Here is a 26,158-nt window from a genome sequence, read left to right on the forward strand (position 1 = left end):
TTTTTGATACCAGATTGTTCAATATTTTTGACATGAACTGTCTGAAAATGGCACGAATCGTCATTCTGTGGTATACTAATCCTATGTCAAAACGTTTGTATTTAATATGAACTGTGCAAACCTGCACGACAACACTTTATGGATTATCTATTTCAAAAGGGGGGATTTTGATGCGGACTTTAATTTTCCAGACTTTGGAATTTACAGTTTTGATTCCTGGTATGCTGCTTGCCTATCTGCCGGTAAGATCATCTCTGAAACAAACACCTAAGAAGCTGGCTGTCTGGATGCTCCCGCTTCTTATTATATGCTCTTGTTTTTGTGGTTTTGCATGCTATAGATTCCATTTGTCAACAAGATCTGTTTTTCTTCCTCTTCTATTTGTTCTACTTGTTCTATATCATAATACTTTGTTAATTTCACTTTGGAAATCTGTCAGCATCTATCTTGCCGTCTGTGCAGTTTTTTCCTGCTTTAACAGCCTTTCCAGAGCTGCTTCTGCAATGTTGAATTTTGGTTCTGGACACCTTGCATTTTCCGGTTTTTCTACTTTTGGAATCCTGTATAATCTTTTCTGCATTCTTTTCGTCCTTCTCGTATGGTATCCAGCCTCCCATTCAGTCAAAGAAATAGTAGAAGATGAAAATCTTGCTCCGACCTGGTATGTTTTCTGGATTCTCCCGGTTCTGGTCATCGGATTGAACCTTGCTTTGATTCCAAAATATAACACCGTCCTGCACACGCAGCGTTTTCTCCGCGGATACATTGTGATTATTTATGCTCTTCTACTCATCCTTGCATTATTTTACTCGATGTTTTTAATGATGGCTAATATCCTGAATAAAAACAAAAAACTTCAGCAGGAAAATCTTTTTCTTTCTGTACAGCAGGAACGATATGAGAATTTAAGAAGTGCGATTGAAGATGCCAGACAGGCTCGACATGATATTCGTCATCATTTTATACAACTTTCCACCATGGCCAAAGACGGTGATTTAGAAAAGATCAAAGAATACCTGCAAAATGCAATGGATAAAATTCCAAACCTTACTTATCACTTCTGTGAAAATCAGTCTGTCGATAACGTGATTGGATATTATTATGCGCTTGCTCAAAAAGAAGAAATTCCATTTGCTGCCCGTGTTGATCTTCCAAAAGAACTTTCCGTAGATGAAATGGATCTCTGTCTTATTCTTTCCAATCTATTAGAAAATGCATTGGAAGCCAGTCGCAAAACTACCGCTGCGCAGCAGCAGATATCGTTGGAAATCTATCAACATTCTGCTTCTATTCTTTTAATCCGGGTAGAAAATAATTTTGACGGAACGATCAAAGAAAAGAACCATCTGTTCCATTCCACCAAGCGAAAAGGTCTGGGAATCGGTACCCAGTCTGTCCGCAGAATGGCAGAAAAGAACGATGGTTCCTGTAATTTTACTTATGAAGATGGAGTCTTTACCGCAAAGGTTATGCTTCGCGCTGACCTTTAAAAGGCTATGCTTTCTTTCTTCCTCTTACTGCTGCCACGATCATGCAAAGAAGAATTGTCAAAACCATATCCGGAAGTGTATTTCCAAGCAGCATATCAATATTCATCAGAACACGGTATAAAATGAAGCCGGCCAGCCAGATCAACAGATTACACCAATCGAATCCGGTTTCCGATTTTTTCTTTTTCAGAATAAAGAAATCTGCAATCTGCACTGCGATCATTGGCGCAAATACAGAGCCGATCAGATACAGGAAATCTGTGATATCGTCCATCGGATAGACAATTGCTCCGATGGTACCGATCACTGTTACAACTACAGCAACGTATTTTCCTTTAAGTCCTGCAAAGATGGATTCACTTGAAATTCCTGCTGAATAAGCATCCAGGAAAGTGGTTGTAACTGTTGAAAATACAATGATCAGAAGACCTGCGATTCCAAGTTCTGCTTTTACCATGATCTGTGCGATATCACTTTCTCCTGTAAACAATGCAGCACCCATTCCGACCAGATACATAAAACAGCTTACAACTCCATAAACAACTGTACTGACTGCGGTTGCCTTCACAGGTTCTTTCGCCTCTCTTGTATAATCACTGATCAACGGAAGCCAGGACAATGGCATTGCAACCGCAAGTTCTACTGCTGCTCCAAAGGAAAATGTCTCATCGGTAATGGATGTAACTACAGTTCCATCAAAGAAAATAATCTTAAAAAGAATCAATGTAAGAATAAAAAGTGCTGCCATCGCAACTGTATTTACCTTTCCAAGATTCGTAATTCCGATCAGAATCCATACAATGATCAATGCACCTATTACCAGACACCATACCCAGTGTCCCACTGTAAAGATGCCTCCTGCCGCCAGTGCTCCATCATAGATCATAATTGCAGTCCATCCGACAAGCTGAAGCACATTCAGAATTGCGAAAAGCTGTCCTCCATGACTTCCAAAGCTGTCTTTTACTGTCTCCATGGCACTTTTTCTTGTCTTACCGCCAATCACTCCAGCTAGAAACAACATGATACATCCAATCACATGTCCTACCAGAATGGCTGCCAGCCCTCTGCCAAATCCAAGAGCTGCAAAATATGTCCCTGTAAGAATCTCAGCAATGGAGACTCCTGCTCCAAACCAGATTAATCCGTTCTCAAATAATGATGTTCTTTTTTCCATAGTTTATGCCTCTGCTTCTTTTGTATATTCATTCTGGATAGCAAATCCATGATCCATTGGACCGCTTCCCTTCCCAAGGTCAAGCATTGCTGCAAGTGCCCCAGAGATATACTCTTTCGCACGCTCCACAGACTCCTCCAATGAGAATCCTTTTGCAAGATTAGAAGCAATCGCAGAAGACAATGTACAACCTGTACCATGAGTATTCGGATTATCAATTCTTTTTCCGTTAAACCATCGATACGCTCCATCTGCATACAGCAGATCATTCGCATCATTTAAGTTATGTCCACCCTTGCAGAGTACTGCACAGTGATATTTTTCTGAAATTTCTTTCGCCGCATCGATCATCTCTTCTGCACTTGTGATCTTTCTTCCGATCAACTCCTCTGCCTCCGGAATATTCGGAGTCAATACACTTGCAAGCGGGAATAATTCTTCCTTCAATGTATCCGCCGCATCATCACTGATCAGCTTCGCTCCGCTTGTTGCTACCATAACAGGATCTACTACAATATTCTTTGCTTCATACTGACGCAGCTTCGCTGCAATAACTTTGATCAGTTCTTTATCTGAAACCATCCCGATCTTTACGGCATCCGGATAGATATCTGTAAAGATACTGTCAAGCTCCTGTCCTAAAAATTCCGGTGTTGCATTTAATATAGAAGTAACACCTGTTGTATTCTGCGCTGTCAATGCAGTAATCGCACTCATTGCATATACTCCATTAGTGATCATTGTCTTGATATCAGCCTGGATTCCTGCGCCTCCGCTAGAGTCACTTCCGGCGATTGTAATTGCTGTTTTCATGTTCTTGGCCTCCTTCTTTTTTAAAAACGGGTACAAAAAAAGCGGGTGATGGGAATCGAACCCACGTATCCAGCTTGGAAGGCTGGTGTTCTACCATTGAACTACACCCGCGTGTCTTGTGTTATCTCTGACACGAGTTATATCTTATCATACGTATCAGAGATATGCAAGCACAAATTTAAATTTTTCTAAGTTTTTTTAATTTTTTGTATCTACCTTATTACAATTTTTGCAATTCCATCAATTTCTTTCTTAATCTCATATTTTCCTCTTCTGCTTTATCAGCTCTTTGTTTTTCTTCTTCTGCTCTTTGTTTTTCTTCTTCTGCTCTTTGTTTTTCTTCTTCCGCTCTTTGCTTTTCTTCTTCTATCTTTTGCTTCTCTTCTTCTAGTTCTCTTGCAATGCTCTCCTTCGCTTGAGCCACCTGTTCGGCTACCTTCTCTGCCACTTGTTCTTCGACCTGTTTTGCAACACTTGCCTTTACTTGTGCCAATTCTTCTTCCATCTCGTCAATCATCAACTTTACTGTATTACGATCCAAAATCTCAAGTTCTTTCGAAAACATCTCCATCATTCCTTCCATATTAAGACAGAGTGTATAGATTTCTTCATAAATCTTCTGAAAATCCGAATTTTGATTCAAAAGTTTTATAATCATCTCCGGATCATCCTGACTGAGAAATACGAGCCACTCTTCCAATCTGTTTTTTATCTTTCTGTTTTCATTTTGAATGATGTCACTAAAAATGTCAAGACATATAAAAGTATATTCTTGCAGTAAATTCACTTCTACTCCTGTATCACTTTTTTGTTCGCAATGGTGAATATATATTTCTTTCGAAAACCTGCGGAAATCAGCGCTGCTCTTTTCAAATAATACAATTGTATAGACTTTCTGAATTCTCTTATAAGTAAATGAATTTCCTAATTCTGCGCGCACTCGTTTATACTGTCGTAACAATAAATCAGAAGAATAACAGGCACTTCTCTGTCCGGGAAATAAATATCCCATTTTTTGTACTTCAACATTTGCTATACTGCCATCTTCAAACTGAACAACAATGTCCATAATCAATAAGGAGCTCTCTGCTGCAATACGCGCTGATTCATTCGGAAGTACTTTTAAAATTCTAATTTTTCTTCCCAGTATTTCTGATAGAAAATCATTTAACCTTTCGGGTCTGGTATCCGGATTCATAATAACTTTAAAATAGGTATCATAGAGAAGTTTTACACCTTTTACACCAGTGCAAATGTCAAGATATTCCTGTTGGTATTTTTCTTCCCAACCGCAAAATGTCTTCCACATTTTCGGGCTATTCCGGATTTCTTCAAGCACTTGTCCTTTGGTTCTGATCATTGGGAAATAGTTTTGTAATTTGTTTTTCATCGTTTATTTTGATGCGATATTTAAAATAAAACAGTCCTCTTACCTGCCCAACACCAACTTCATGAATTGGTATGTTCTCAGAATATCCCAGTCCACTTTTAATTGCAATGTGTTTCTTGTTTATAACTCATCTTTTTTGTTGATAATTTGTGTATAACTTTACAAATCAATATTTTTTCAATTTTTATTGTCATTTTTGCCAAAAAAACATTATAATACAATTAATTTATAGTCATTTTTTGTCCAAAACGCCATAATTCAAAAAAGCGGAGAAAAAATGTCACATGGCCTTTTAATGTATCAGCTTTTCTCTCTATAATGAATAAAAAGGAGGAGGAAGATTCGTGGATTTATTTAATAGCTTACCACTTAAAAAGCAGGAATATATGAACAAAAGATCCCGGCACCGGAGATTCTGGTACTTAACCAGACACGAGCGCGCATTTCCGAAGAAGTGGGGATTTCTATTAAAACTCTGGACAGAAACATCAGAAAGCTGGAAGAGATGAATCTTCTGACGCTGAATAAAGGAAAGATCGTGATTACCAAAGCCCAATATCTTCAGATGAAACAGGATATTGATTTTTACGTAAACGGTTGATCCAAACTTATGTTTAAGGAGGGGATAACATGTATGTAGGAAAAAAGGTTACTCGTGTAGATGCCTACGATAAAGTAATTGGACGTACAAGATATACAGATGATCTCTGCGATAAGAGTGCCTATATTGCACGTATTTTACACTCTACAATTGCCAACGGACGTGTTCTTTCTATTGACACATCTGAAGCTGAGAAGATACCTGGAGTTGTAAAAGTATTTACCTGTTTTGATTTAAAGGAGAAGCATTATTTTCCAACTGCCGGACATCCATGGTCCACAGATGAATCACACCAGGATGTTGCCGATCGTCTTGTACTTACAGACCGCGTCAGATTTTATGGGGATGATATCGCTGCGGTTGTAGCAGAGGATGAGGTTTCCGCTGCACAGGCACTTCGTGCGATCAAAGTAGAATATGAAGAATATCCATTTGTTCTGGATGTTATGGATGCTATGAAAGAGGATGCTCCTCAGCTTCATGATAAATATCCAAACAATATTCTCAAGCATACAACAATCAGTAAAGGAAATTATGAAGAAGCAATCAAAGAACCTGGACTGATCAAAGTAGAAGGCTGGTACAGCACACCAACCGTTCAGCACTGTCATATTGAGAACTTCATCTGCTATGCTGAGATGGAAGGCGACCGCATCAAGGTTGTAAGTTCTACTCAGATTCCTCATATCGTACGTCGAGTTATCGGTCAGGCACTCGGAGTTGAATGGGGTAAGATCCGTGTTATTAAACCGTACATCGGTGGTGGATTCGGTAACAAGCAGGATGTTTTGTATGAACCACTTTGTGCATGGCTGTCCATGCAGCTTCACGGGCACCTTATTAAACTTGATGTACCAAGAGAGGAGACCTTTGTTTCTACTCGTGTACGTCATGCGATCAAGAGCCACATCATTTCATGGGTTCGCCCGGATGGAACATTTGCTGCAAGAAAACTGGAAGCATTTTCTGATCAAGGTGCTTACGCATCTCACGGTCACAGTATTTGTGCCAAAGGAGTTGGCGCATTCCCGCAGCTTTATCCTTGTGATAACGTAGAGGCTGATGCTTATACAATATTCACAAACAAATCCGTTGCCGGTGCGATGCGTGGTTACGGAATTCCACAGGCAATGTGGGCTGTAGAATGTCATACAGAAGACATTTGTGCAAAACTTAACATGGATCCGCTTGAATTCCGCCGCAAAAACCTGATGCCGATCGGATACAAGGATGCATTTTCTAAAAATGAATTATACAGCGACACATTCAACCAGTGCCTCGACAAAGGAATCGAAGTTACTGATTACCTTCGTAAATACAAAGAATACCAGAACCAGACAGGAGATATCCGCAGAGGTATCGGTATGGCAGTCTTCTGGTACAACACAGCTGTATGGCCAATCTCACTTGAGACATCTTCCTGCCGTATGGTATTGAATCAGGATGGTTCTCTTCAGGTTCAGCTCGGTGAGACAGAGATCGGACAGGGTGCTGATACTGCATATTCACAGATGACTGCAGATATTCTTGGCGTTCCGCTTGAAGCTGTACACGTTGTTTCCTGTCAGGATACAGACGTTACGCCATTCGGAACAGGTGCTTATGCATCCCGTCAGACTTACACAGCCGGATTCTCAATCCGCCAGACAGCACTGCTTCTGAAAGAGCGCATTTTGAAATATGCGCATGAACTGACAAGAATGCCTGAATACAACCTGGATATCATCGACGGACAGATTGTTCGTATCACAGATAACCGTGTTCTGATGTCTCTTGGAGATCTTTCAACAGAAGCACTTTACAGCCTTTCACACAGTGAGCATCTGTCAGCTGAAAGCACAGCACAGATTAAGTCAAATGCCTACTCCTTCGGATGTACATTTGCAGAAGTTGAAGTTGACATCCCGATGTGTAAGGTAAAACTGCTTGATCTCGTCAATGTACATGACGCCGGAACACTGATTAACCCGGCACTTGCTGAAGCTCAGGTACACGGTGGTATGAGTATGGGAATCGGATTCGGACTTTCTGAAAACCTGCTCTTTGATCCGAAGACCGGAAGAGCATTAAATGATAACTTGCTCGATTACAAGTTATCCACATTTATGGATCACCCGAGACTACGTGCTTATTTCGTAGAAAATGCGGAGCCTACAAGTGCATTCGGAACAAAATCTCTTGGTGAGCCACCAACATGTTCCATTGCACCTGCAATCCGTAACGCAGTTTATCAGGCAACAGGTGTCTATGTAAATGATGCACCGGTGAATCCACACCATCTGTTCCGCAGCATGAAAGAACAACATATGTTTGAGGAAGGAGGAGAAGCAAATGTATGATCTTAAAGCACTTTATGAAGCTGAAAGCGTAGCTCATGCTATACAGCTTTTACAGGAACATCCGGAAGCACAGATCATTGCCGGCGGAAGTGACGTTCTTGTACAGATGCGTGAAGGACGTCGCGCAGGAAAAGAACTTGTAAGCATTTATAGAATTGATGAAATGAGAGGCATATCTTATGAAGAAGACGGTGCGATCCGCATTGGCTCTCTGACCAGCTTCTCTCATATTACAAAGGATCCGATCATCCAGAAGCATATCAACGTACTTGGGGAAGCTGTTGATATGGTTGGTGGACCACAGATCCGTAACATCGGAACGATCGGTGGAAACACATGTAATGGTGTTACATCCGCTGATTCCGCTTCAACACTTCATGCATGGGATGCAATTGTCGAGATCACAGGACCGGACGGAGTTCGCAGAATCCCGATCCATGACTTCTATATTAAAGCAGGAGTCGTTAATCTGAAACCGGCAGAGATTCAGACAGCGATCATCATTCCGAAGGAAGCATACGAAGACTACCACGGACATTACATTAAATACGCAATGCGTAATGCAATGGATATCGCAACAACAGGATGTTCTGTCAATGTAAAACTCTCTGAAGATAAGAAGACGATCGAGGATGTCAGAATTGCTTACGGAGTTGCAGGACCTGTTCCGATGCGTGCACCTTCTGCTGAGGCAAAAGCAAAGGGCAAACCGCTTACAAAAGCTGTTGTTCATGAATTTGGTCAGGCTGTTTTGGAAGATATCAATCCACGTGACAGCTGGAGAGCATCCAAGGCATTCCGTCAGCACATCGCTACTGTTCTTGCAGAGCGTGCACTGACAGAATCTATCAGATTGGCAGGAGGTGTGATCGATGAATAAACAGTACAAATTACTTACCTGCACGATCAACGGTAAGAAAGTTGAGAAAATGATCGATGTCCGTGCATCACTTACAGATGTTTTAAGAGATGACTTCCGTCTGACCAGCGTAAAGAAAGGCTGTGAAGTTGGAGAATGTGGAGCATGCAATGTAATCATTGATGGGGAATGCTTCAACTCCTGTATCTATCTCGGTGTATGGGCTGAGGGAAAAGAAATCCTTACTCTTGAAGGTCTCGCCGGACCAAATGGTGAGTTATCCGATATTCAGCAAGCATTTATTGACGAAGCAGCTGTTCAGTGTGGCTTCTGTACACCTGGATTCATCATGAGTGCAACTGAACTTTTAAATGCCGGTAAAGAATTCTCAGATGATGAGATCCGTAAAATGATGTCCGGTCATCTGTGCCGCTGCACAGGTTATGAAAACATTTTCCGTGCAGTCAAGAAGACAATGCTTCGCAGACTCGGAAAAAATGAAGAAGCAGACGCTGTCTAACTATCCAATATGGAAGATTGGTTCAATCCTGTACGAAGGAATCAAGATGCTCAAAGACTGCGAGTTCAATGACCGTACAATGATCATTGTATCTCTCGCTTTCTGCGTCGGCGTTGGTCTTACACAAACAGATGCGAACTTCTTCAGCGCTTTCCCACAGGCTGTGGGAGATATCTTCAACGGAAATGCTGTTGCAGGTGTGTTCGTAGTATCACTGCTGCTCAGTCTGATTCTGCCAAAAGATAAAAGTGAAAAAGTAGAAGAATAACGAATAAGAAGAAAATAACAGCTGTAATTGAAAAATATTTCTCTTACAGCTGTTATTTTTCTTTTTTTAAAAGGTTTTCTTTTACCATCCAGCTTCCGGAGCAGCCATCACCTTGATTATTTGGGCTTCCTTCTGCATATTCCGCTCACTCCTTTGTGCTGATCTTCTCCAGACATGCAATCAATTCTGCCTCACTTCTTACCACTGCATCCGGCTTTACATCACCTGCTGCCTGATGTCCGCGATGATTATACCAGACTGCATTCCATCCCGCAGCTTTCGCCCCAACAATATCATTTTCGAAAGAATCTCCTACATAGCAGATCTCTTGCGGCAAAATCCCCATTCTTTCCGCCGCACGACTGAAAATCCTCTTGTCCGGTTTTGCTACCCCGAGTGCTCCTGATATAAATACATGACCTACTGGAATCCATTCCGTTACACCAAGTGCATTCACTTTATCCCACTGATGCTGCGCCGGTCCATTCGTAATAATTCCAAGAGTCACCTTTTCTTTCAGACTCTGCAGCAAATCTTTCATTGCATCCGTCATCCTGATCTCCTGCTGCTTTTCTTCATAAACCGCCTGGAACTCCAGAGCTTTCAGCGCATTGATCTTCTTCCCGTAATCAAGAAATGCATTCTTAAACCGATAGATATACATCTCTTCCATTGACATCTCACCACTCAAGCACCGTGCATACACGGAATCACTGTATCTTCTACTTGCGAGAAACGCACCTTCCAGATCTAAATCTGTATCTTCCGGGAAAATCTCCCTGCATGTTTGCTTAAATGGAGTTGATAAATCATATAATGTGTCGTCTACGTCGAATACAATTGCTTTCATTATTCTCATCCTGTCCTTTTTCCACTCCCTGGTAAACTGTTTTGATTACTGTTCGCACTACATACGACTGGCAATCCATTCTGTACAGATACCATACTTGTTATCTTTTTATCAATCTATCGATAGTCTAACATAGTTTATTTCTTTTGACTAGGTTGAATTTTATCCAGTATTGGCTCTGAACAGTTACCAGTATTTTTCCCTTGCATCACCGTGCTATAATTGATAATGAAAGCTATACAACTATTTATAACCTGCTAAGGAATTTGAAAGAAGGCATTTTAATGAGAACTTATGTTACACACTATTTTAACTTTGAATACATCGGAATCTACCTGCTCGTCTCGCTGATCGGGCTGGCCGTTGTGATCGGTATTGTTCTTGGCGTAGCCAAATTGAAAACACGCCAGCGACTGCAGGATGACTCCCTGTCTCACAAAGCAATCCGTCGTATCAACCGCCATCACCAGGAGCGCAAGAGAAGCATCATCGAAAGCTTCTTCGAAATGGTCTTCGCCAGCACCTCCGTGCTGATCTTTCTGTCTCTTTACTATGTTATTGACGAGAGGATTCCAGGCGTGTCCATCTATTGGCAGAAGTATCAGGATATTATCCTTTTACTCTTCCTTTGCTTCTCCGTTATCTTAAATGGATGGCTTGATATTGTATTTGTACCATTGGAAGAAATAGATTCCAACCAAAAGGCGTCCATTCGACTGGTATCTTCCTTTTATATTATACTGATACTTCTTTATATCAAGTTCATTTACAATGATGACAACTACGATTCACTGATGATGTACTTCATCACGCTTGCAGTTGGTCGTTTTATCTACTTCGATTTTACAATGGATGACTTTTTAAGCACACTTCACGGCTTCTGGGAAGAATTACCACTGCTTATCCTGATGGCAAGTTACTCCGGATTCGTCTGCTGGTTTGGATTCTATACCGGATTCCTGCTTACGTCTAACGGTGTGATCGTCAGTACACTGCTTGCACATCTTTTTATGGTATGTTCGATTTTTATATTGGATAAGACAAGAGTGCTGAGATTGGTGATGTGATATTGTAATGTCAAAGAAGCAGAATCATTTTCCACCCATGATTCTGCTTCTTTTATACCTTTATTATATTCGTAACTGTTCAGAGCCAACCTCCAAAATGCTACGCATTTCGTCGGTATGGCGTATCCGCCAAATAAAATTATATCCCAGACACAACCTTAACCAATAACAGTACCAGCACGATCAGAATAATCGGCTTAATCACTTTCACCCCATTATTCACAACCATTCCTGCACCTACGTAATGCCCTGCGATACTGAAACAGGATGCTGCCAGTCCCAGTCCCCACAGGATTTTCCCTGCCAGGATAAATGTGATCAGCGCTGAAATATTGGAAGAAAGATTCACAATCTTCACATTTCCTGTCGCTTTCTCCAATGGTATCTTCGCAAGTTTGGTAAATACAAGCAGCAAGAAGGTTCCTGTTCCAGGACCGTAGAATCCGTCATAACAACCAATCACCAAAGAGCATACAATCGCGATCAGATACTGCTTATTCTTTGTCATTCCGACCGGAACTTCCACATCCATGTTCTTGTCTCTCAACACACAAAAGGCTACGATCGGCAGGATCACAACCAATACCATTTTCAAAATATGGTCGCTGATGATCAACGCCAGATTCGCCCCTGCAACAGAACCAATCAACGCTCCGATCACCGTTCCGGGTACGAATCCCCAGTCTACTTTCTTATTCTTAATCAGTCTCGCTGTCGATACTACCGTTCCTGTTGAAGATGACAGCTTGTTTGTCGCGATTGCATTATGCACCGGAATCCCTGCAAACATATATGCCGGAAGCGAGATAAGTCCACCGCCTCCTGCAATTGAATCAACAAAGCCCGCCAGAAACACCAGCGGGCATACAATCAGATAAATCCCCATTTCCCTTGTTCCTTTTCTTCTAAAAAATAAGATATCAGAGACAAACGCCCCGACTTCCTATTGTAACGGTTTACAAGGGATCTGTAAATATCAATTTATTGTTGTTTTCAATTCAGCGTTGTTTTCCTCCGAGATGGCGGATCATCGCTAACATGGATGTGCTTGCATGAAGCGGTGTAATCTTTATCTCCGGATGCTCTTCCTGAAATACACGGAACACTTCATCCGCAAAACCGCGCCCCATGAATTCAATTCCCCGAAAATCAATCACAAGCTCCTTGTATCCTTCTGCATCTTTCAGAACTCTTCTTGCATGGGATCTCGCCACCGGATCCACAAAAGGCAATACATCCTTCAGTATTATTGTTTTTACTTCTTCCATTCTACCGCCCGCTTTCCTGGTATTTTCTATATCTATTTTTACCATATTTTGTCAAGATTTTCAAGTTATACAGCATTTTTATTTACTCTATTCTACAAAAAACTCCTCTCAGACTGCATCTTATCACAACTGAAAGGAGTTCTCCTATTATTTGCAAGCAGTGTAACTACTCTTTATTTTAATTGTTCCGGCTCTTCGACTTCATAATCTGACCAACTGAAATCTTTTACTTATTCTCTCACAAGAACCTTCACGATCTCACCCATATACATTGTATGGTAGTCTTTGCCCGGATACCATTTTTCATCTGGTCCGTCTACTGTAAAGCACTCCGGTTTCATCTCCTGTGCATAAAGCTTTCTGCAGACAAAGATCAGATCTGCTTCTTCATACGCTGTTGTTCCGTCTGTGTAATACGGTGTCAGACCTGCTTCTTTATCTTTATCACAGTCGCGACCTGACTTGGAACCACAAAGATTTAATGCTTTTCTATAATCTTCCTTAAAGAAAGAAAGTGTAAACATCTCTTCTGCATCTACGAATTCCTTCGTATATCTCTGTGGGCGAATATATGCTGTAGCCACATTCATCCCCCACATAATTCCAACACCACCCCAGCTGGCTGTCATTGTATTATGCTTCTCTTCATCTCCTGCTGTGATCAACATCCATTCCTTGCTGATCTTTGTAAAAGGGTTAAATGAAAGTTCCTCAATCTTTACTTCTTTAAATGCCATTTTTGTTTCCTCCTTATAAGAAGCGGCCGTTACTGTATCCAACTTAATGCTACAGTAACAGCCACTATTTCTCTACTTCATTTCAATTATTTTGCAACAATTCTGCGGAAGTTTTTCTTTCCTTTTTTCACGATCTTTCCTTCTCCATCGAAGTCTGCCGGAGCATATGTTGTTGTAATGTCTGTTACTTTCTCTCCGTCTACAGAAACACCACCCTGTGTTACGGCACGTCTTGCGTCAGATCTGGAAGATGCCTGTCCACTCTTTACAAGAACTGCAAGGATATCAATCTTTCCATCCTGGAAATCTGCTTCTTCCAGTTCTGTTGTTGGCATGTTATCAGCATTTCCCTGGCTGAACAGTGCACGTGCACTCTCCTGTGCTTTCTTCGCTTCTTCCTCACCGTGAACAAGTTTTGTCAGCTCATATGCAAGGATTTCTTTTGCTGTGTTAAGCTGTGCACCTTCCCATGTGTCCATCTTGTCAATCTCTTCAAGCGGAAGGAATGTCAACATACGGATACATTTCAGAACATCAGCATCTCCGACATTTCTCCAGTACTGGTAGAAGTCAAATGGGGATGTCTTATTTGGATCAAGCCATACAGCACCTGACTGTGTCTTACCCATCTTCTTACCTTCGGAGTTCAGAAGCAGTGTGATTGTCATAGCGCTTGCATCTTTACCAAGTTTACGACGAATCAGCTCTGTACCTGCGAGCATGTTGCTCCACTGGTCATCTCCACCAAACTCAAGGTTACATCCGTAGTTCTGGAACAACTCATAGAAGTCGTATGCCTGCATGATCATGTAGTTGAATTCAAGGAAGCTGAGTCCCTTCTCCATTCTTTGCTTGTAGCACTCCGCTGTCAGCATTCTGTTTACTGAGAAATGAGGTCCTACCTCACGAAGTACATCGATGTAGTTCAGATCAAGCAACCAGTCTGCATTATTTACCATAAGCGCTTTTCCATCAGAGAAATCGATGAAACGGCTCATCTGCTCTTTGAAGCAGTCACAATTATGCTGGATCTGCTCCGGTGTCATCATGCTTCTCATATCAGTTCTTCCGGATGGATCTCCGATATATCCTGTACCACCACCGATCAGTGCGATTGGCTTGTTTCCTGCTTCCTGCAGACGTTTCATCAGGCACAGTGCCATGAAATGTCCTACATGAAGACTGTCTGCTGTCGGGTCGAATCCAATATAGAATGTAGCCTTTCCATTATTTACAAGTTCTTTGATTCTCTCCTCATCTGTTACCTGGGCGATCAGGCCTCTTGCCTGAAGTTCTTCATAAATTCCCATTTTCCTTCTCCTTCTCTTTTTTATATTTCTGTAATCTCTACAGAATGTTCATAACATGTTGTTGAGCACAAGTACCGTGCCCCCTAACACTACAACGCATCATTCAGCATCAGATTATTTTGTATTAAAAAAGTCCTTACTGCATGACGCAATAAGGACGATCTATCACCGTGGTACCACCTTAATTCACCGACAACATTTTTTCGGATGTAAGTATAAAATTCTTACCTTTATGTCTGTCAGTCTCATTCGTGCAATAACGAGCACAACTCCGTCACAGCCTACTCTCCGGCTGATCTGCTGTCCATATCAATCATTGAACTTTCATCATCGGATTTCAGTGTGAAGCTCCAGGATGTATTCGCAGTCAGTCATCTACGCGCCTCTCATCAGCCGGCAGCTTTCTGTGTGTCTGTTCTGTCTGTTACTTATTCCCTTCATAGCCTTCCATATATAACTTCTATATAAGAGTCAGAATAAACTCTCGTAGTCTTGATGATAGACTATTGTAATCCTTTTGTCAAGTGGTCTTACATATATAAAAACGGAAGTGTCCCCGGCTCTTCGCCGATTCCACTTCCGCTTTTGAAAAGGGATTATTAATGTGTGTGTTATCCGTATTCTTTCACATCATTATCCCGGATAACCTAATTATCATTTAAACTTATTTGCAAAGTTTCTTGAACTCGTCAGCTACAAACTGAACTTTTGTTCCAATGATTACCTGAACGTCTTTCTGAGATGGACGAACAACGCCTGCAACACCTGCAGATTTGATCTTCTTCTCATCAACCTTTGTGTAATCTTTGATTACAAGACGAAGTCTTGTGATACAGTTGTCGACAGACTCTACGTTATCTTTTCCACCAACACCATCAAGAACGATCTTAGCTACTGTTGTGAAGTCATCGTTTGCAAGAACAACTTTTGTTTCATCATCATCGTCATCTTCACGACCTGGTGTCTTCAGATCGAATTTAACGATTGCGAAACGGAATACAGCGTAGAATACGATGAAAGCTGCGATTCCAAGAGGAATGATAAGCCATGTCTTAGCTGCTGCCGGAAGGGGAGCAGAGAAGATAAGGTCTGTAAGTCCTGCTGAGAAGCTGAATCCTGCACGGAATCCAAGAGCTACTGTGATTACTGTAAAGATACCATACAGTAATGCGTATACAACGTAAAGTGCCGGAGCGAGGAACATGAATGCGAACTCGAATGGCTCTGTAACACCACAAACGAATGCGGAAATTGCTGCAGATGCGATAAGTCCGATTGCAACTTTCTTCTTATTGCTCTTTGCAGACTGAATCATAGCAAGAGCTGCTCCAGGGATACCAAACATCATACATGGGAAGAATCCTGACATGTACATTCCAAGACTCCAGGAAACGTCTGCAGATGTTTCTCCATTCCAGAAGTGTGACAGGTCTCCAAGTCCGATTGTATCAAACCAGAATACATTGTTCAGTGCGTGGTGCAGACCGAACGGGATAAGTAATCTGTTAAAGAATGCATAGATACCAGCTCCAAGAGCTCCCATTCCTTCGATTCCTTTTCCAAGTGCAACCAGTCCTGCAAAGAGTACCGGCCATACAAAGAGCAGAACTGCAGATACAATAATAGAAACAACACCTGCAACGATTGCTACACAACGCTTACCACTGAAGAATGACAGCCAGTCAGGAAGCTTAGTTGATTTGAATCTGTTGTAGCAAAGTGCACCGATGATACCGGCGATGATACCGATAAATGGGTTTTCGATTTTGCTGAATGCGATAAATGCTGTTGATCCTTCTTCCAGTGTTCTAAGAACAGATACTGCTCCAGTAGAAAGAAGGTTTGTGATCATCAGCCAGGATGCAAGTGCAGCAAGACCTGCTGTACCATCATGGTCATCAGACATACCAACACCAACACCGATTGCAAAGAGGAGTGCCATATGATCGATCAAGGCACCACCAGCTTTTACAAGGAAAAATCCGATCTGCTCAACAACACCAGTTACATCTCCACCCTGCATAGTAGATGGACACATTGCGTATCCTAATCCCATCAGGATACCACAAATCGGAAGACAAGCAACAGGAAGCATAAGAGCTTTTCCTAATTTCTGTACGAATTTCATAGAATTCCCTCCTTAATAATCTCTCATTTTTAATCCCTTTTTATTTTAACCGGCAAATGAGTCCTCCGGTCAAAATCACCTCTGATCCTCCGGGTCTTCCACAAACCAGAGAACCATCTATGACAAAAGCGCAATGCGCTAAAGTCCAAGTTCATCTGCGGCTGTTCATTTCTCAATGCAGCCTTTCACTTTTGTTACCGTTCAAAGCAACCTTATTCGTCCTCCGAATCCGCCATCGCAACACGGCGAATATGGAGTGTCAGATACAAAACTTCCTCTCCTGACAGCTTGCAGTCTGCCGTCTGTTCTATGTAATCTGCAACTTTTCTGCTGCAAGAATACTCCTTCGGATACTTTCTCTGCATCATCTCTGTGATCTCATTCTCTTCCTCTTCCAGCAATTCCTTACGATAAATCCTCTGAAGAAGAAACTTCACATGTGTCAGAAATCTCTCATAATGCAGCGAGCCTTCATCCATCTCAATTCCAAGTTCATCTGCTACGATTCCAAGAATCTCTTTCATCTGATTTGGAAATCGTACCGCATCCCGAATATCTGTTCCATACTCTGCGTTGACAAAATGCAATGCAATAAATCCTGCTTCGTCCTCAGGCATCTCTACATCCAGTCTCTTTTTCACAAGTTCTACCGCATATCTTCCGAGTTCAAATTCCTGTGGATAAAATCTTTTAATCTCCCACAGCAACGCATTCTCAAGATGAATCCCCTTTTTACAGCGGCTGATTGCAAAACTGATATGATCTGTCAATGTAACATAGATGCTTTGATTTAATTTCAGCTTCATTGTCTTCTTCGCATAAGAAATGATCTCATTGGAGATTTGAACCTGCTCAAGCGGCATCTTCGCCAGCAATTCCTTGAGCTGCCCTGCTATGCTCTGACTCTTGATGCGGAAAATCTTCTCAACCTTCTCCACCGGAACTTTCTGCCCCCGCTTCATCTGGAATCCGATTCCCCGTCCCATGATAACAACTTCTAAGCCTGTTTCATCAAATGCAGATACAATGTTGTTATTAATTATTTTGTCTATAACCATCCGATTGGCCTTTCTCTAACTTCGGGAGAATCTCCCTAATAAATAAAAAAGCCAAACTTTAAGGCATCCCCCTGATTCATCCGGTGACGCTCATAAAATCTGGTTTTGCCTGCCTAACAGTAACAATCCTTCTTTAATGATAACTGTTCGTCAATGTTATCTCTTTTCTACGTGATTCAGTATAACAAACCTGCACATAAAAGTCAATCAAATATTTTATATTTTGTTAATAATATTTATACTTTTTTTATATTTTTATGTATTCCGCGATTCTTTTCGTTATTTTTTACAAAAACAAATTTCAGACATACTCTTTTCTTCGGGTCTCCGTCTGAAATTTGGTTCTGTCTACTGACAATCACCACACTGTCTAGTGTAACAGCGAAACGGTTCATTGTCAACCTTTACAAAAAATTATTTACTTTTTTCTTCAAGGTAGTCAATTTCAACAAGCCTTAGTCCCTGTGGAGGAACTGTCATTCCTGCTGCCTGTCGGTCCTTTGCCTCAAGAATGGCTGGAATCTGTTCCGGGGCAATCGCTCCTCTTCCGACTCCGATCAACGTACCTGCAAGGATTCGGACCATATTGTAGAGGAATCCATTTCCACGGACACGAATGGTAATAAGTTTCCCCTCTTTCTCTACTTCCAGATCATAAATCGTGCGAACCGTATCTTCCACCTGAGTATGAACATTACAGAAGCTCTTAAAGTCATGCTCCCCTTTCAGGTATTCTGCTGCTTCTCTCATCTTCTCAAGATCAAGATCAAATGAAACATGATACGTGTCTCTTCTTCTCATCGGATCCGGGAACTTGCTATTTAAGATCTTGTACTCATACGTTTTCTCCGTATCACAATATCTTGGATGCCAGTCTGCTTCCACCTCATCTGATGCCACAACCACAATATCTTCCGGAAGCAGTGGATTCAATGCATAAGCAAATCGGTCTGCCGGGATTGTAGACTCTGTGTCAAATACAGCAACGTTTCCCTTCGCATGGACTCCCGCATCTGTGCGGCTTGCCCCGATCACGATAATCTCTTCCTTCGTAAGTCTAGAGATTGCCTGATTCAATTCACCTTCAATCGTCGGCACTTCCGGCTGCACCTGCCATCCACAATAAGCAGTGCCGTCATATGCCACCCTTAATCTGATTCTTCTCATATCTGTTCTTTCTCCTAATACTATGAGAAACACGCTCCGCGAGTTTCTCAAGTTATCGCGGCAGTCGCCAAGTTCTCGTGCAAGCACGGACTTTGGCTCGTTGCTCGCGTAAATAAAAGGGACAGAAATCTCCGTCCCTCTTCTCTATTTATTTTATTCTAAAAAATCCACAATTTAAACGGCACAAATCTTCCGATCACTACAATCGCGATCAGATATCCCCATGTGATTGCATAAGCAAGTCTGTCCTGATAATGATATTTCAAAGGCTTCATCTTTGTACGCCCTTCGCCACCATGATAACAGCGGGCTTCCATTGCCATCGCCAGATCATTCGCTCTTCGGAATGCAGACACGAAAAGCGGAACAAGAATCGGAATCATTGCCTTTGCTCTCTGGATAATATTTCCTGATTCAAAATCAGCTCCTCTTGCAATCTGTGCCTTCATGATCTTGTCTGTCTCTTCCAGCAGAATCGGAATAAAACGCAGTGCAATAGACATCATCATCGAAATTTCGTGTACCGGTACATGGATTCGGTTCAGTGGATGAAGCAGCTTCTCCAGTCCATCTGTCAGTCCGTTCGGAGTCGTTGTAAATGTCATCAAAGAAGAACCTGCAACAAGCAGTACAAGACGGACTGCCATGAACACAGAAGTACGAAGCCCTGTCTCTGTGATCGTAATGATTCCCCAATGGAATAACACTGCACCGCCTCTTGTAAGGAACAAGTTCATAGCCACTGTAAACAATAACAAGATCACAATCGGCTTAAGTCCTTTTCCAATAAACTTTGCCGGGACTTTAGAAACGTGAATCATGCACGCAAGAAATACAAATGCCAATGCATATCCAAGCACACTGTTCTGCACAAATAAAGAAACCAAAAAGATCAGTGTGCAGACAATCTTCACACGCGGATCCAGTCTGTGGATCGGACTCTGCGCCGGATAATACTGTCCTATCGTAATATCTCTGATCATGACTGCACCTCCTGTCTCTTCTTCAGGAAGTTGTAGATCTCGTCCGCAGCCTCTTCCACAGTTGTCGCATCTGCTGATACATCAAATCCTTTTTCTTTCAGATCATGCATTACATATGTTACCTGTGGTGCTGCCAGTCCAACAGCCTCAAGCTCTTTATAATGGCGGAACACTTCTTCCGGTGTACCGTCAAGCATCTTTTCTCCATCATTCATCACGATCAGGCGCTCCACGTATTTTGCAACATCTTCCATACTATGGGAAACAAGAATTACTGTCATTCCGGTCTTCTCATGAAGCAATTTTACCTGATCTAAGATCTCATCTCGTCCCTTCGGATCCAGTCCGGCTGTCGGCTCATCCAGAACAAGTACCTTCGGATGCATTGCAAGAATTCCCGCGATTGCCACACGACGCTTCTGACCTCCGGATAATTCAAATGGGGACTGCTTATAATATTTCTCCGGAAATCCTACAAGCTCCAAGGCTTCTCTTGCCTGCTTCTCGCACTCTTCCTTGGAAAGTCCCTGGTTCTTCGGTCCAAAACACACATCACTTAACACATCAACTTCAAACAACTGATACTCTGGATACTGGAACACAAGTCCTACCTGTGTACGCAGTTTCTTCATATCATATCCGTCCTCGTAAATGTTCTGCCCCTCATAAAGTAATTTCCCTGATGTTGCTTTCATCAGACCGTTCAAATGCTGGATCAAGGTTGATTTTCCCGAACCCGTGTGTCCAATGATTCCCACAAACTGTCCCTGCGGAATCTCCAGACTGACATCCTTCAGTGCATGATGCTCATATGCAGTTCCCGGGCTATATACATAACTGATATTTTCTAATTTAATTGACATAAGGCATCCACCAATTCTTCCCTTCTAAGAATTCCTTTCGGCAGCGGAACTCCTTTTTGAATCAATGCGTCTGCCAGCATTGTCACCTGTGGTACATCCATACGGTACTTCTTGAGTTCATCTACCCGGCTGAAGATTTCTTTCGGTGTACCATGCATCACCACATGCCCTTCATCCATTACAAATACCTGATCCGCATCGATCACTTCTTCCATATAATGTGTGATCAGGATCACCGTAACATTCTTCTCTTTTCGAAGCTGCTCTACCGCTTCAATAACTTCTTTTCGTCCATTCGGATCAAGCATCGCCGTCGGCTCATCGAGCACGATGCACTTCGGCTCCATCGCGATTACTCCTGCGATCGCCACCCTCTGCTTCTGGCCTCCGGACAGTTTATTTGGAGAATCCTTTCTGCGCTCCAGCATACCGACTGCACGCAGACTGTTCTCTACCCGTTTCCAGATCTCGTCCGTAGGAACTCCTAAGTTCTCCGGACCGAATCCTACTTCCTCTTCTACAACAGTTCCGATAATCTGGTTATCCGGATTCTGAAATACCATTCCGGCGCTCTGTCTGATGTTCCAAAGCTCATTCGGATCTTTCGTATCTCTTCCGTCCACCCACATCGTTCCACCTGTCGGGACAAGAATCGCATTCATATGCTTCGCCAGGGTAGACTTTCCTGAACCGTTATGTCCAAGAATCGCCACAAAAGACCCCTGCGGGACATCAATGTCAACTCCGTCAATGGCGCGATGGGATCCGATCACATTACCTTCTTCGTCTCGTTTATCATATTCAAATACAAGCTTTTCAGCACGTATCATTCCCATGGAATATACCGCCTTTCTTATTATGAAAATGCATAAGAAAATAAAACTTTCTAATGTCTCTGTATCGTTATTAGTTGCATAAGGCGAACTGCTGAAAAGCAATTCAAAATTTATTTTACGGTATCACAAAAAGATTTGCAAGCATGCATACAGTAAAATACAGTAAAATGCGAAAATTTAGTTATTACAGCACCTTTCGTCCATTGAACCTCCATTCCGATTATGATATTCTTATCTTATTAGAATATAGAACAGAACGAACCTCGATTATCACATTTCTGGTTACTGTTCTGAGTAATACTAGAATGAGGAGGCACATATTATGTCAAAATACGTTATGGCATTAGATGCCGGAACCACAAGTAACCGCTGCATTTTATTTAATAAAAAAGGGGAAATCTGCAGCGTCACACAGAGAGAATTCACACAACATTTTCCGAAACCGGGCTGGGTTGAGCACGATGCGGATGAAATCTGGGCAAGCATGCTCGGAGTTGCTGTGGAGGCTATGAACATCATCGGCGCAGAACCTTCTGATATCGCTGCAATCGGTATCACGAACCAGCGCGAGACAACGATCGTGTGGGATAAAAATACCGGCGATCCTATCTGCCACGCAATCGTCTGGCAGTGTCGTCGTACTGCTGAATTCTGCGATTCTTTGAAGGAAAAAGGACTGACAGAAAAGTTCCGTCAGAAAACCGGCCTTGTACTTGATGCTTATTTCTCCGGAACAAAGATCCGTTGGATCCTCGACAACGTTCCGAAAGCAAGAGAACGTGCCGAGCGCGGAGAACTGCTCTTTGGTACAGTAGAGACCTGGCTGATTTGGAAACTGACGAAAGGCGCAGTACATGTTACAGACTACTCCAACGCATCACGAACCATGCTTTTCAATATCAATACATTAGACTGGGATGACGAGATTCTCGAAGAACTTCAGATCCCACGCTGTATGCTTCCGACACCAAAGCCTTCCAGCTGCATTTACGGAGAGACAGATCCTTCCGTCCTCGGCGGAGCGATCCCGATTGCCGGTGCTGCCGGAGATCAGCAGTCAGCACTTTTCGGTCAGACCTGCTTTAAACCGGGAGATGCGAAGAATACTTACGGAACCGGATGCTTCCTTCTGATGAACACCGGAGAGAAACCTGTCATTTCCAACAATGGGCTGGTCACCACGATTGCCTGGGGACTTGACGGAAAGGTTACATATGCTCTGGAAGGTTCTATCTTTGTTGCCGGTGCAGCGATCCAGTGGCTGCGTGATGAACTGCGCCTGATTGACTCCGCAGACGACTGCGAATATATGGCAAAGAAAGTGAAAAATACAAACGGCTGTTATGTTGTACCTGCTTTCACCGGACTTGGTGCTCCATATTGGGATCAGTATGCCCGCGGAACGATCGTCGGCCTGACACGTGGGGTAAATAAATACCATATCATCCGTGCAACCCTCGAGTCTCTCGCTTATCAGGCATATGATGTCCTGACTGCCATGAAGGCAGATTCCGACATTAATCTTGCCTCCCTGAAAGTAGACGGCGGCGCAAGCGCAAATAACTTCCTGATGCAGACACAGGCTGATCTGATCAACGCACCTGTCCACCGTCCGGTCTGCGTTGAGACGACTGCTATGGGAGCTGCTTATCTGGCTGGTCTTGCAGTCGGCTACTGGAACAGTCTTGAAGAAATCAAAGAGAACTGGGCGATCGATCAGATCTTTGAACCTTCGATTGATCCGGAAGTCCGCGAAAAGAAACTGAAAGGCTGGCACAAGGCTGTTAAATATTCCTTCGACTGGGCGAAAGAAGATTAACATTTTTATATCTTTGAAAACGAATTTCTGCATAAAGAGCATATAGAAAAGCTGCTGTCCATCTGTTGTTCACAAATCCCGTAAACAACAGTTCGTACAGCAGCTTTTTATATTTCATACTCGTAACTGTTCTTCTATTTTATTTACAACTCATCCAGACTTTCCTTGAATCCTTCTCCAAGCACTTCACTTGTCTCAGTAAACATTACAAAGGCCGAGTCATCTACCTGGTAAACTGCATTTTTCACAAGATACGCTTCTGACTTAGAACATGCACAGAGCAGAACATTTCTCTTACTCTTCGTATAAGTCCCCATTCCTTCCAGAGAAGTAACACCACGATCGGTGATTCTTCCAATCTCCTCCGCTGTTTCCTCTCCTTTCGATGTTACGATAATCGCAAGTGATCCTGCACCGATTCCGTAAAGGATCTTGTCAATTACCATAGAGCAGACAAATACTGCGATCAATCCATAAAGAACCGAATCAACATCACCGAATACCGGCCATCCGATCAAGATAATAATCAGGTCGATCAGCAGCGTCAATCGTCCGAGTGACATATGCGGTCTCTTCTTTTTGATCGTCATAGTCAGGAAATCTGCTCCGCCCGAAGAAGAACCTCTCATATAGAAAAGAACCATTCCAAGTCCAAGCAATGCACCTGAGTAAATCGCTGCAAGCAGACGCTGCCCTGTATAGTATGGGAACATCGGAAATACAAGATCGACAAAAATGGTTGAAATAATCATTGTCCTCGCAGTCTTCATCAAAAACCTCTTTCCTACTGTCTTGTAACTGATGATGACCAGCGGAATATTCAGTATCAATGTCATTGTACCGACCGGAAGATTCCATAACTTGTTCATGATCAATGCAATACCTGAAATCCCTCCCGGCGCAAAGTTTCCACTCTCTGCAAATGTATAGATTCCGGCACCAAACAAAATACTTCCTATAATATCATACAAAATATCCACTGCAAGCTCTTTCTTCGGATGCTCTGCCCGCAATTTTTTATTCTCCATCATACCATTTCCCTCTCGTTTACATCTTATTTTCTATTCTGTCGCTTTTGCGTTCGGATAAATCTTCTCCATCTTCGCATCATCATAATGCTCATCTGCCCATTTCTGAATGCTGTTTTCCGCTACAACGCCCTTTCCACGTTCATCATAACGAACAAGTGCAATACATGACACAGCCACATTGCAGACCATGAAAATGATCAAAAACCAGGTAAGCACCTTCCCTGTCAGCATCGGGATTTTCTCAATCCATGCGGAAATGTGCGGATAGATCTTCTTAAACCAGACAACTGCCGCAATTCCCCAGAAGAAGCAGTATAATAAGTTGATTCGGCCTCCTAAGTTAAATGGAATCTCACTATAGTCCCAAAATACTTTCCCGAATACAATTTCAGTAAACACACTGCAAAGATATTCATACGCTCCACCGAGCAATGTACCGATGATAAATAAGAAGCTGTCACTCTTATCTTTATATTTGTAAAGCATTGCTGTCACAAGTGCGATCGCCAGTCCCCAGACAATACTGAACGGTCCCCAGACCACACTGGAGCGACTCATCCACACACCTGCCGTGATTCTGCAGAAAATCGTCTCTGTAATGTCTCCAAGAAATGCTCCTACAAAAAACAACAGCACAATCTTATAGAACCCACAGCCTGCGGCAAATACTTTCCCCTTCTCCGATTCTTCTTCCTTGCGGATCAGTTCCATTGCCTTTGGATACGCTTTTTGGATACGTTTCCCAACCCATCCGGAAATCGCACTTCCAAGCTTATTGCTGACTTTATCCAGACCTTCATTCGTAGCTTCCCACCGCGCGAGGTTCTTTCCTTTTCCACGAAGTAGCAGATAAGATCCGAGGATATCCACAACCAATACGCCAAGAAGAACCAATACAAGGATCTTCATCAGGAACAGAGGTAACATTTTAAATACTATGATTGCAAATCTGTTTCCCCAGCGGATTCCGAGATATCCAAGAGCACCCCAGATAAGAGAAGCCGGGATACAGATATATCCGTCCAGATTCCATTTAATCCTGGAGTAATCCCACCATCTGGCTTTAAATGCCTTCTCGATCAAATGCCCTGCAACCCATTCGATCACTGTAGCATAAATCGTTGCAAATAAAAAAAGCCAGACTCCTCTTAGCTCCTGTAATCCAAATGTCATGAACAGAGCGGCGATACCGTAGATCACACAGAACGGTCCATTCACCAGACCTCTGTTCGCAAACTTCTTCTGTTTTACTGTTGCGGCCGCTGTCTCCAGCACCCATCCTAAGAAAGAATAGATGAAAAACAGCCAAAGCAGTTCATACCATGTAAAACGAATCATTGCTCCATCTCCTTTGTACCATGTTTTCATTCACATCTTTCTTAGTATAACGCAAATCAGTGCTTTTTCCTAGGGATAAATCCAAAAATAATTAATACTCCGATCAGCCCGAATTTATAAAAAAAACAGCGCTTTCGCACTGCTTCTCATTTCTGTCTATATATCATGTACCTTCAAAACTACATACAGTTAAAACCAACATCATCATCCAAACCTATCACTGCTTTGGTTATGCCCTCGACCTAT

Annotated in this window: 24 protein-coding genes, 1 tRNA gene, 1 pseudogene and 1 other annotated feature; of the genes and pseudogenes, 8 read left to right on the plus strand and 18 right to left on the minus strand. The window is 42.4% G+C overall.

Translation table 11 applies throughout. From position 1 onward, the window contains the following. Positions 1-442: 442 nt before the first annotated feature. Positions 443-580, minus strand: coding sequence for a hypothetical protein (locus LI162_RS01440; protein ID WP_226866200.1), 138 nt, complete (start codon positions 578-580; stop codon positions 443-445). 232 nt (positions 581-812) lie between these two features. Here LI162_RS01440 and LI162_RS01445 point away from each other — a divergent pair, with 232 nt between their 5' ends. After that, the gene (locus LI162_RS01445; protein ID WP_227155560.1) at positions 813-1,490 is read left to right on the plus strand and encodes an ATP-binding protein; all 678 of its coding nucleotides are present in this window, start codon (positions 813-815) and stop codon (positions 1,488-1,490) included. 4 nt (positions 1,491-1,494) lie between these two features. Here the strand turns inward: LI162_RS01445 and cytX are convergent, their stop codons facing one another. The 4 genes from cytX to LI162_RS01465 form a co-directional block, all read right to left on the minus strand. After that, the gene (gene cytX, locus LI162_RS01450; RefSeq protein ID WP_155204235.1) at positions 1,495-2,667 is read right to left on the minus strand and encodes a putative hydroxymethylpyrimidine transporter CytX; all 1,173 of its coding nucleotides are present in this window, start codon (positions 2,665-2,667) and stop codon (positions 1,495-1,497) included. A gap of 3 nt (positions 2,668-2,670) precedes the next feature. Next, a complete protein-coding gene (thiD, locus tag LI162_RS01455) occupies positions 2,671-3,480 on the minus strand; it encodes a bifunctional hydroxymethylpyrimidine kinase/phosphomethylpyrimidine kinase (protein ID WP_015528392.1) in 810 nt (269 codons plus the stop codon). A gap of 40 nt (positions 3,481-3,520) precedes the next feature. Continuing rightward, a tRNA-Gly gene (locus LI162_RS01460) sits at positions 3,521-3,591 on the minus strand. A gap of 109 nt (positions 3,592-3,700) precedes the next feature. Continuing rightward, a complete protein-coding gene (locus LI162_RS01465) occupies positions 3,701-4,870 on the minus strand; it encodes a PD-(D/E)XK nuclease family transposase (protein ID WP_064773965.1) in 1,170 nt (389 codons plus the stop codon). 454 nt (positions 4,871-5,324) lie between these two features. On the opposite strand from LI162_RS01465, the gene LI162_RS01470 reads away from it, so the two are divergent. The 5 genes and pseudogenes from LI162_RS01470 to LI162_RS01490 form a co-directional block, all read left to right on the plus strand. Continuing rightward, the gene (locus LI162_RS01470) at positions 5,325-5,471 is read left to right on the plus strand and encodes a hypothetical protein (RefSeq protein WP_172790460.1); all 147 of its coding nucleotides are present in this window, start codon (positions 5,325-5,327) and stop codon (positions 5,469-5,471) included. A 29-nt stretch (positions 5,472-5,500) separates the two neighbouring features. Continuing rightward, complete coding sequence (gene xdhA / locus LI162_RS01475; protein WP_227155562.1) at positions 5,501-7,810, plus strand: xanthine dehydrogenase subunit XdhA; 2,310 nt, start codon at positions 5,501-5,503, stop codon at positions 7,808-7,810. Beyond that, positions 7,803-8,690 carry a xanthine dehydrogenase subunit XdhB gene (gene xdhB / locus LI162_RS01480; RefSeq protein WP_227155563.1) on the plus strand — a complete coding sequence of 296 codons (888 nt, stop codon included), beginning with the start codon at positions 7,803-7,805 and terminating at the stop codon, positions 8,688-8,690. The genes xdhA and xdhB overlap by 8 nt, the downstream gene beginning before the upstream one ends. Further along, positions 8,683-9,189 (plus strand): xanthine dehydrogenase subunit XdhC, encoded by a 507-nt coding sequence (xdhC, locus tag LI162_RS01485; RefSeq protein ID WP_020437186.1) that lies wholly within the window; start codon positions 8,683-8,685, stop codon positions 9,187-9,189. Before xdhB ends, xdhC begins: the two co-directional genes overlap by 8 nt. A gap of 16 nt (positions 9,190-9,205) precedes the next feature. Continuing rightward, positions 9,206-9,457: pseudogene (locus LI162_RS01490) on the plus strand (purine permease); the annotation flags it as partial. A 145-nt stretch (positions 9,458-9,602) separates the two neighbouring features. Here LI162_RS01490 and LI162_RS01495 read toward each other — a convergent pair. Continuing rightward, on the minus strand, positions 9,603-10,307 hold the full coding sequence (locus tag LI162_RS01495) for an HAD family hydrolase (RefSeq protein ID WP_195937164.1): 705 nt from the start codon (positions 10,305-10,307) through the stop codon (positions 9,603-9,605). 284 nt (positions 10,308-10,591) lie between these two features. On the opposite strand from LI162_RS01495, the gene LI162_RS01500 reads away from it, so the two are divergent. After that, complete coding sequence (locus LI162_RS01500) at positions 10,592-11,374, plus strand: hypothetical protein (RefSeq protein WP_054751409.1); 783 nt, start codon at positions 10,592-10,594, stop codon at positions 11,372-11,374. Between the two features lie 139 nt (positions 11,375-11,513). Here the strand turns inward: LI162_RS01500 and LI162_RS01505 are convergent, their stop codons facing one another. The 10 genes from LI162_RS01505 to LI162_RS01550 form a co-directional block, all read right to left on the minus strand. After that, positions 11,514-12,260, minus strand: a complete 747-nt coding sequence (locus LI162_RS01505) for a TSUP family transporter (RefSeq protein ID WP_015528406.1) — start codon at positions 12,258-12,260, stop codon at positions 11,514-11,516. A 112-nt stretch (positions 12,261-12,372) separates the two neighbouring features. Further along, positions 12,373-12,642 carry an STAS-like domain-containing protein gene (locus LI162_RS01510; RefSeq protein ID WP_178741494.1) on the minus strand — a complete coding sequence of 90 codons (270 nt, stop codon included), beginning with the start codon at positions 12,640-12,642 and terminating at the stop codon, positions 12,373-12,375. A gap of 230 nt (positions 12,643-12,872) precedes the next feature. Then, positions 12,873-13,379, minus strand: coding sequence for a flavin reductase family protein (locus tag LI162_RS01515; protein ID WP_015528408.1), 507 nt, complete (start codon positions 13,377-13,379; stop codon positions 12,873-12,875). 86 nt (positions 13,380-13,465) lie between these two features. Next, the gene (tyrS, locus tag LI162_RS01520) at positions 13,466-14,689 is read right to left on the minus strand and encodes a tyrosine--tRNA ligase (protein WP_015528409.1); all 1,224 of its coding nucleotides are present in this window, start codon (positions 14,687-14,689) and stop codon (positions 13,466-13,468) included. 150 nt (positions 14,690-14,839) lie between these two features. Further along, positions 14,840-15,139: a binding site (T-box leader), on the minus strand. A gap of 214 nt (positions 15,140-15,353) precedes the next feature. Then, positions 15,354-16,817 carry a PTS transporter subunit EIIC gene (locus tag LI162_RS01525; RefSeq protein WP_020436072.1) on the minus strand — a complete coding sequence of 488 codons (1,464 nt, stop codon included), beginning with the start codon at positions 16,815-16,817 and terminating at the stop codon, positions 15,354-15,356. A gap of 212 nt (positions 16,818-17,029) precedes the next feature. Beyond that, positions 17,030-17,875 carry a BglG family transcription antiterminator LicT gene (licT, locus tag LI162_RS01530; protein WP_055172336.1) on the minus strand — a complete coding sequence of 282 codons (846 nt, stop codon included), beginning with the start codon at positions 17,873-17,875 and terminating at the stop codon, positions 17,030-17,032. A 414-nt stretch (positions 17,876-18,289) separates the two neighbouring features. Then, positions 18,290-19,042 carry a tRNA pseudouridine(38-40) synthase TruA gene (gene truA, locus LI162_RS01535; RefSeq protein ID WP_227155565.1) on the minus strand — a complete coding sequence of 251 codons (753 nt, stop codon included), beginning with the start codon at positions 19,040-19,042 and terminating at the stop codon, positions 18,290-18,292. Positions 19,043-19,200: 158 nt separating this feature from the next. Further along, positions 19,201-20,025 carry an energy-coupling factor transporter transmembrane component T family protein gene (locus LI162_RS01540; protein ID WP_055146359.1) on the minus strand — a complete coding sequence of 275 codons (825 nt, stop codon included), beginning with the start codon at positions 20,023-20,025 and terminating at the stop codon, positions 19,201-19,203. Beyond that, positions 20,022-20,888, minus strand: coding sequence for an energy-coupling factor transporter ATPase (locus tag LI162_RS01545; RefSeq protein WP_015528414.1), 867 nt, complete (start codon positions 20,886-20,888; stop codon positions 20,022-20,024). The genes LI162_RS01540 and LI162_RS01545 overlap by 4 nt, the downstream gene beginning before the upstream one ends. Beyond that, on the minus strand, positions 20,873-21,724 hold the full coding sequence (locus LI162_RS01550; RefSeq protein WP_055146362.1) for an energy-coupling factor transporter ATPase: 852 nt from the start codon (positions 21,722-21,724) through the stop codon (positions 20,873-20,875). The genes LI162_RS01545 and LI162_RS01550 overlap by 16 nt, the downstream gene beginning before the upstream one ends. 322 nt (positions 21,725-22,046) lie before the next feature. On the opposite strand from LI162_RS01550, the gene glpK reads away from it, so the two are divergent. Beyond that, on the plus strand, positions 22,047-23,543 hold the full coding sequence (glpK, locus tag LI162_RS01555) for a glycerol kinase GlpK (RefSeq protein WP_227155567.1): 1,497 nt from the start codon (positions 22,047-22,049) through the stop codon (positions 23,541-23,543). 143 nt (positions 23,544-23,686) lie between these two features. Here glpK and LI162_RS01560 read toward each other — a convergent pair whose 3' ends face one another. Together LI162_RS01560 and LI162_RS01565 are read right to left on the minus strand one after the other, a co-directional pair. Then, positions 23,687-24,574 carry a YitT family protein gene (locus LI162_RS01560; protein WP_227155569.1) on the minus strand — a complete coding sequence of 296 codons (888 nt, stop codon included), beginning with the start codon at positions 24,572-24,574 and terminating at the stop codon, positions 23,687-23,689. A 30-nt stretch (positions 24,575-24,604) separates the two neighbouring features. Beyond that, positions 24,605-25,942 carry a putative ABC transporter permease gene (locus tag LI162_RS01565; RefSeq protein ID WP_227155571.1) on the minus strand — a complete coding sequence of 446 codons (1,338 nt, stop codon included), beginning with the start codon at positions 25,940-25,942 and terminating at the stop codon, positions 24,605-24,607. Between the last annotated feature and the right edge of the window lie 216 nt (positions 25,943-26,158).

Origin of the sequence: Mediterraneibacter sp. 210702-DFI.3.120 (genome assembly GCF_020561005.1) — a bacterium.
Classification (GTDB): Bacteria; Bacillota; Clostridia; order Lachnospirales; family Lachnospiraceae; genus Mediterraneibacter; species Mediterraneibacter faecis.

Excerpts from the sequence above, each read along its gene's own strand:
- LI162_RS01440 (WP_226866200.1), bottom strand. The coding sequence starts at position 580 with ATGCAGAAAAGATTATACAGGATTCCAAAAGTAGAAAAACCGGAAAAT.
- LI162_RS01445 (WP_227155560.1), top strand. The coding sequence starts at position 813 with ATGTTTTTAATGATGGCTAATATCCTGAATAAAAACAAAAAACTTCAG.
- cytX (WP_155204235.1), bottom strand. The coding sequence starts at position 2,667 with ATGGAAAAAAGAACATCATTATTTGAGAACGGATTAATCTGGTTTGGA.
- thiD (WP_015528392.1), bottom strand. The coding sequence starts at position 3,480 with ATGAAAACAGCAATTACAATCGCCGGAAGTGACTCTAGCGGAGGCGCA.
- LI162_RS01465 (WP_064773965.1), bottom strand. The coding sequence starts at position 4,870 with ATGAAAAACAAATTACAAAACTATTTCCCAATGATCAGAACCAAAGGA.
- xdhA (WP_227155562.1), top strand. The coding sequence starts at position 5,501 with ATGTATGTAGGAAAAAAGGTTACTCGTGTAGATGCCTACGATAAAGTA.
- xdhB (WP_227155563.1), top strand. The coding sequence starts at position 7,803 with ATGTATGATCTTAAAGCACTTTATGAAGCTGAAAGCGTAGCTCATGCT.
- xdhC (WP_020437186.1), top strand. The coding sequence starts at position 8,683 with ATGAATAAACAGTACAAATTACTTACCTGCACGATCAACGGTAAGAAA.
- LI162_RS01495 (WP_195937164.1), bottom strand. The coding sequence starts at position 10,307 with ATGAAAGCAATTGTATTCGACGTAGACGACACATTATATGATTTATCA.
- LI162_RS01500 (WP_054751409.1), top strand. The coding sequence starts at position 10,592 with ATGAGAACTTATGTTACACACTATTTTAACTTTGAATACATCGGAATC.
- LI162_RS01505 (WP_015528406.1), bottom strand. The coding sequence starts at position 12,260 with ATGGGGATTTATCTGATTGTATGCCCGCTGGTGTTTCTGGCGGGCTTT.
- LI162_RS01510 (WP_178741494.1), bottom strand. The coding sequence starts at position 12,642 with ATGGAAGAAGTAAAAACAATAATACTGAAGGATGTATTGCCTTTTGTG.
- LI162_RS01515 (WP_015528408.1), bottom strand. The coding sequence starts at position 13,379 with ATGGCATTTAAAGAAGTAAAGATTGAGGAACTTTCATTTAACCCTTTT.
- tyrS (WP_015528409.1), bottom strand. The coding sequence starts at position 14,689 with ATGGGAATTTATGAAGAACTTCAGGCAAGAGGCCTGATCGCCCAGGTA.
- LI162_RS01525 (WP_020436072.1), bottom strand. The coding sequence starts at position 16,817 with ATGAAATTCGTACAGAAATTAGGAAAAGCTCTTATGCTTCCTGTTGCT.
- licT (WP_055172336.1), bottom strand. The coding sequence starts at position 17,875 with ATGGTTATAGACAAAATAATTAATAACAACATTGTATCTGCATTTGAT.
- truA (WP_227155565.1), bottom strand. The coding sequence starts at position 19,042 with ATGAGAAGAATCAGATTAAGGGTGGCATATGACGGCACTGCTTATTGT.
- LI162_RS01540 (WP_055146359.1), bottom strand. The coding sequence starts at position 20,025 with ATGATCAGAGATATTACGATAGGACAGTATTATCCGGCGCAGAGTCCG.
- LI162_RS01545 (WP_015528414.1), bottom strand. The coding sequence starts at position 20,888 with ATGTCAATTAAATTAGAAAATATCAGTTATGTATATAGCCCGGGAACT.
- LI162_RS01550 (WP_055146362.1), bottom strand. The coding sequence starts at position 21,724 with ATGGGAATGATACGTGCTGAAAAGCTTGTATTTGAATATGATAAACGA.
- glpK (WP_227155567.1), top strand. The coding sequence starts at position 22,047 with ATGTCAAAATACGTTATGGCATTAGATGCCGGAACCACAAGTAACCGC.
- LI162_RS01560 (WP_227155569.1), bottom strand. The coding sequence starts at position 24,574 with ATGATGGAGAATAAAAAATTGCGGGCAGAGCATCCGAAGAAAGAGCTT.
- LI162_RS01565 (WP_227155571.1), bottom strand. The coding sequence starts at position 25,942 with ATGAAAACATGGTACAAAGGAGATGGAGCAATGATTCGTTTTACATGG.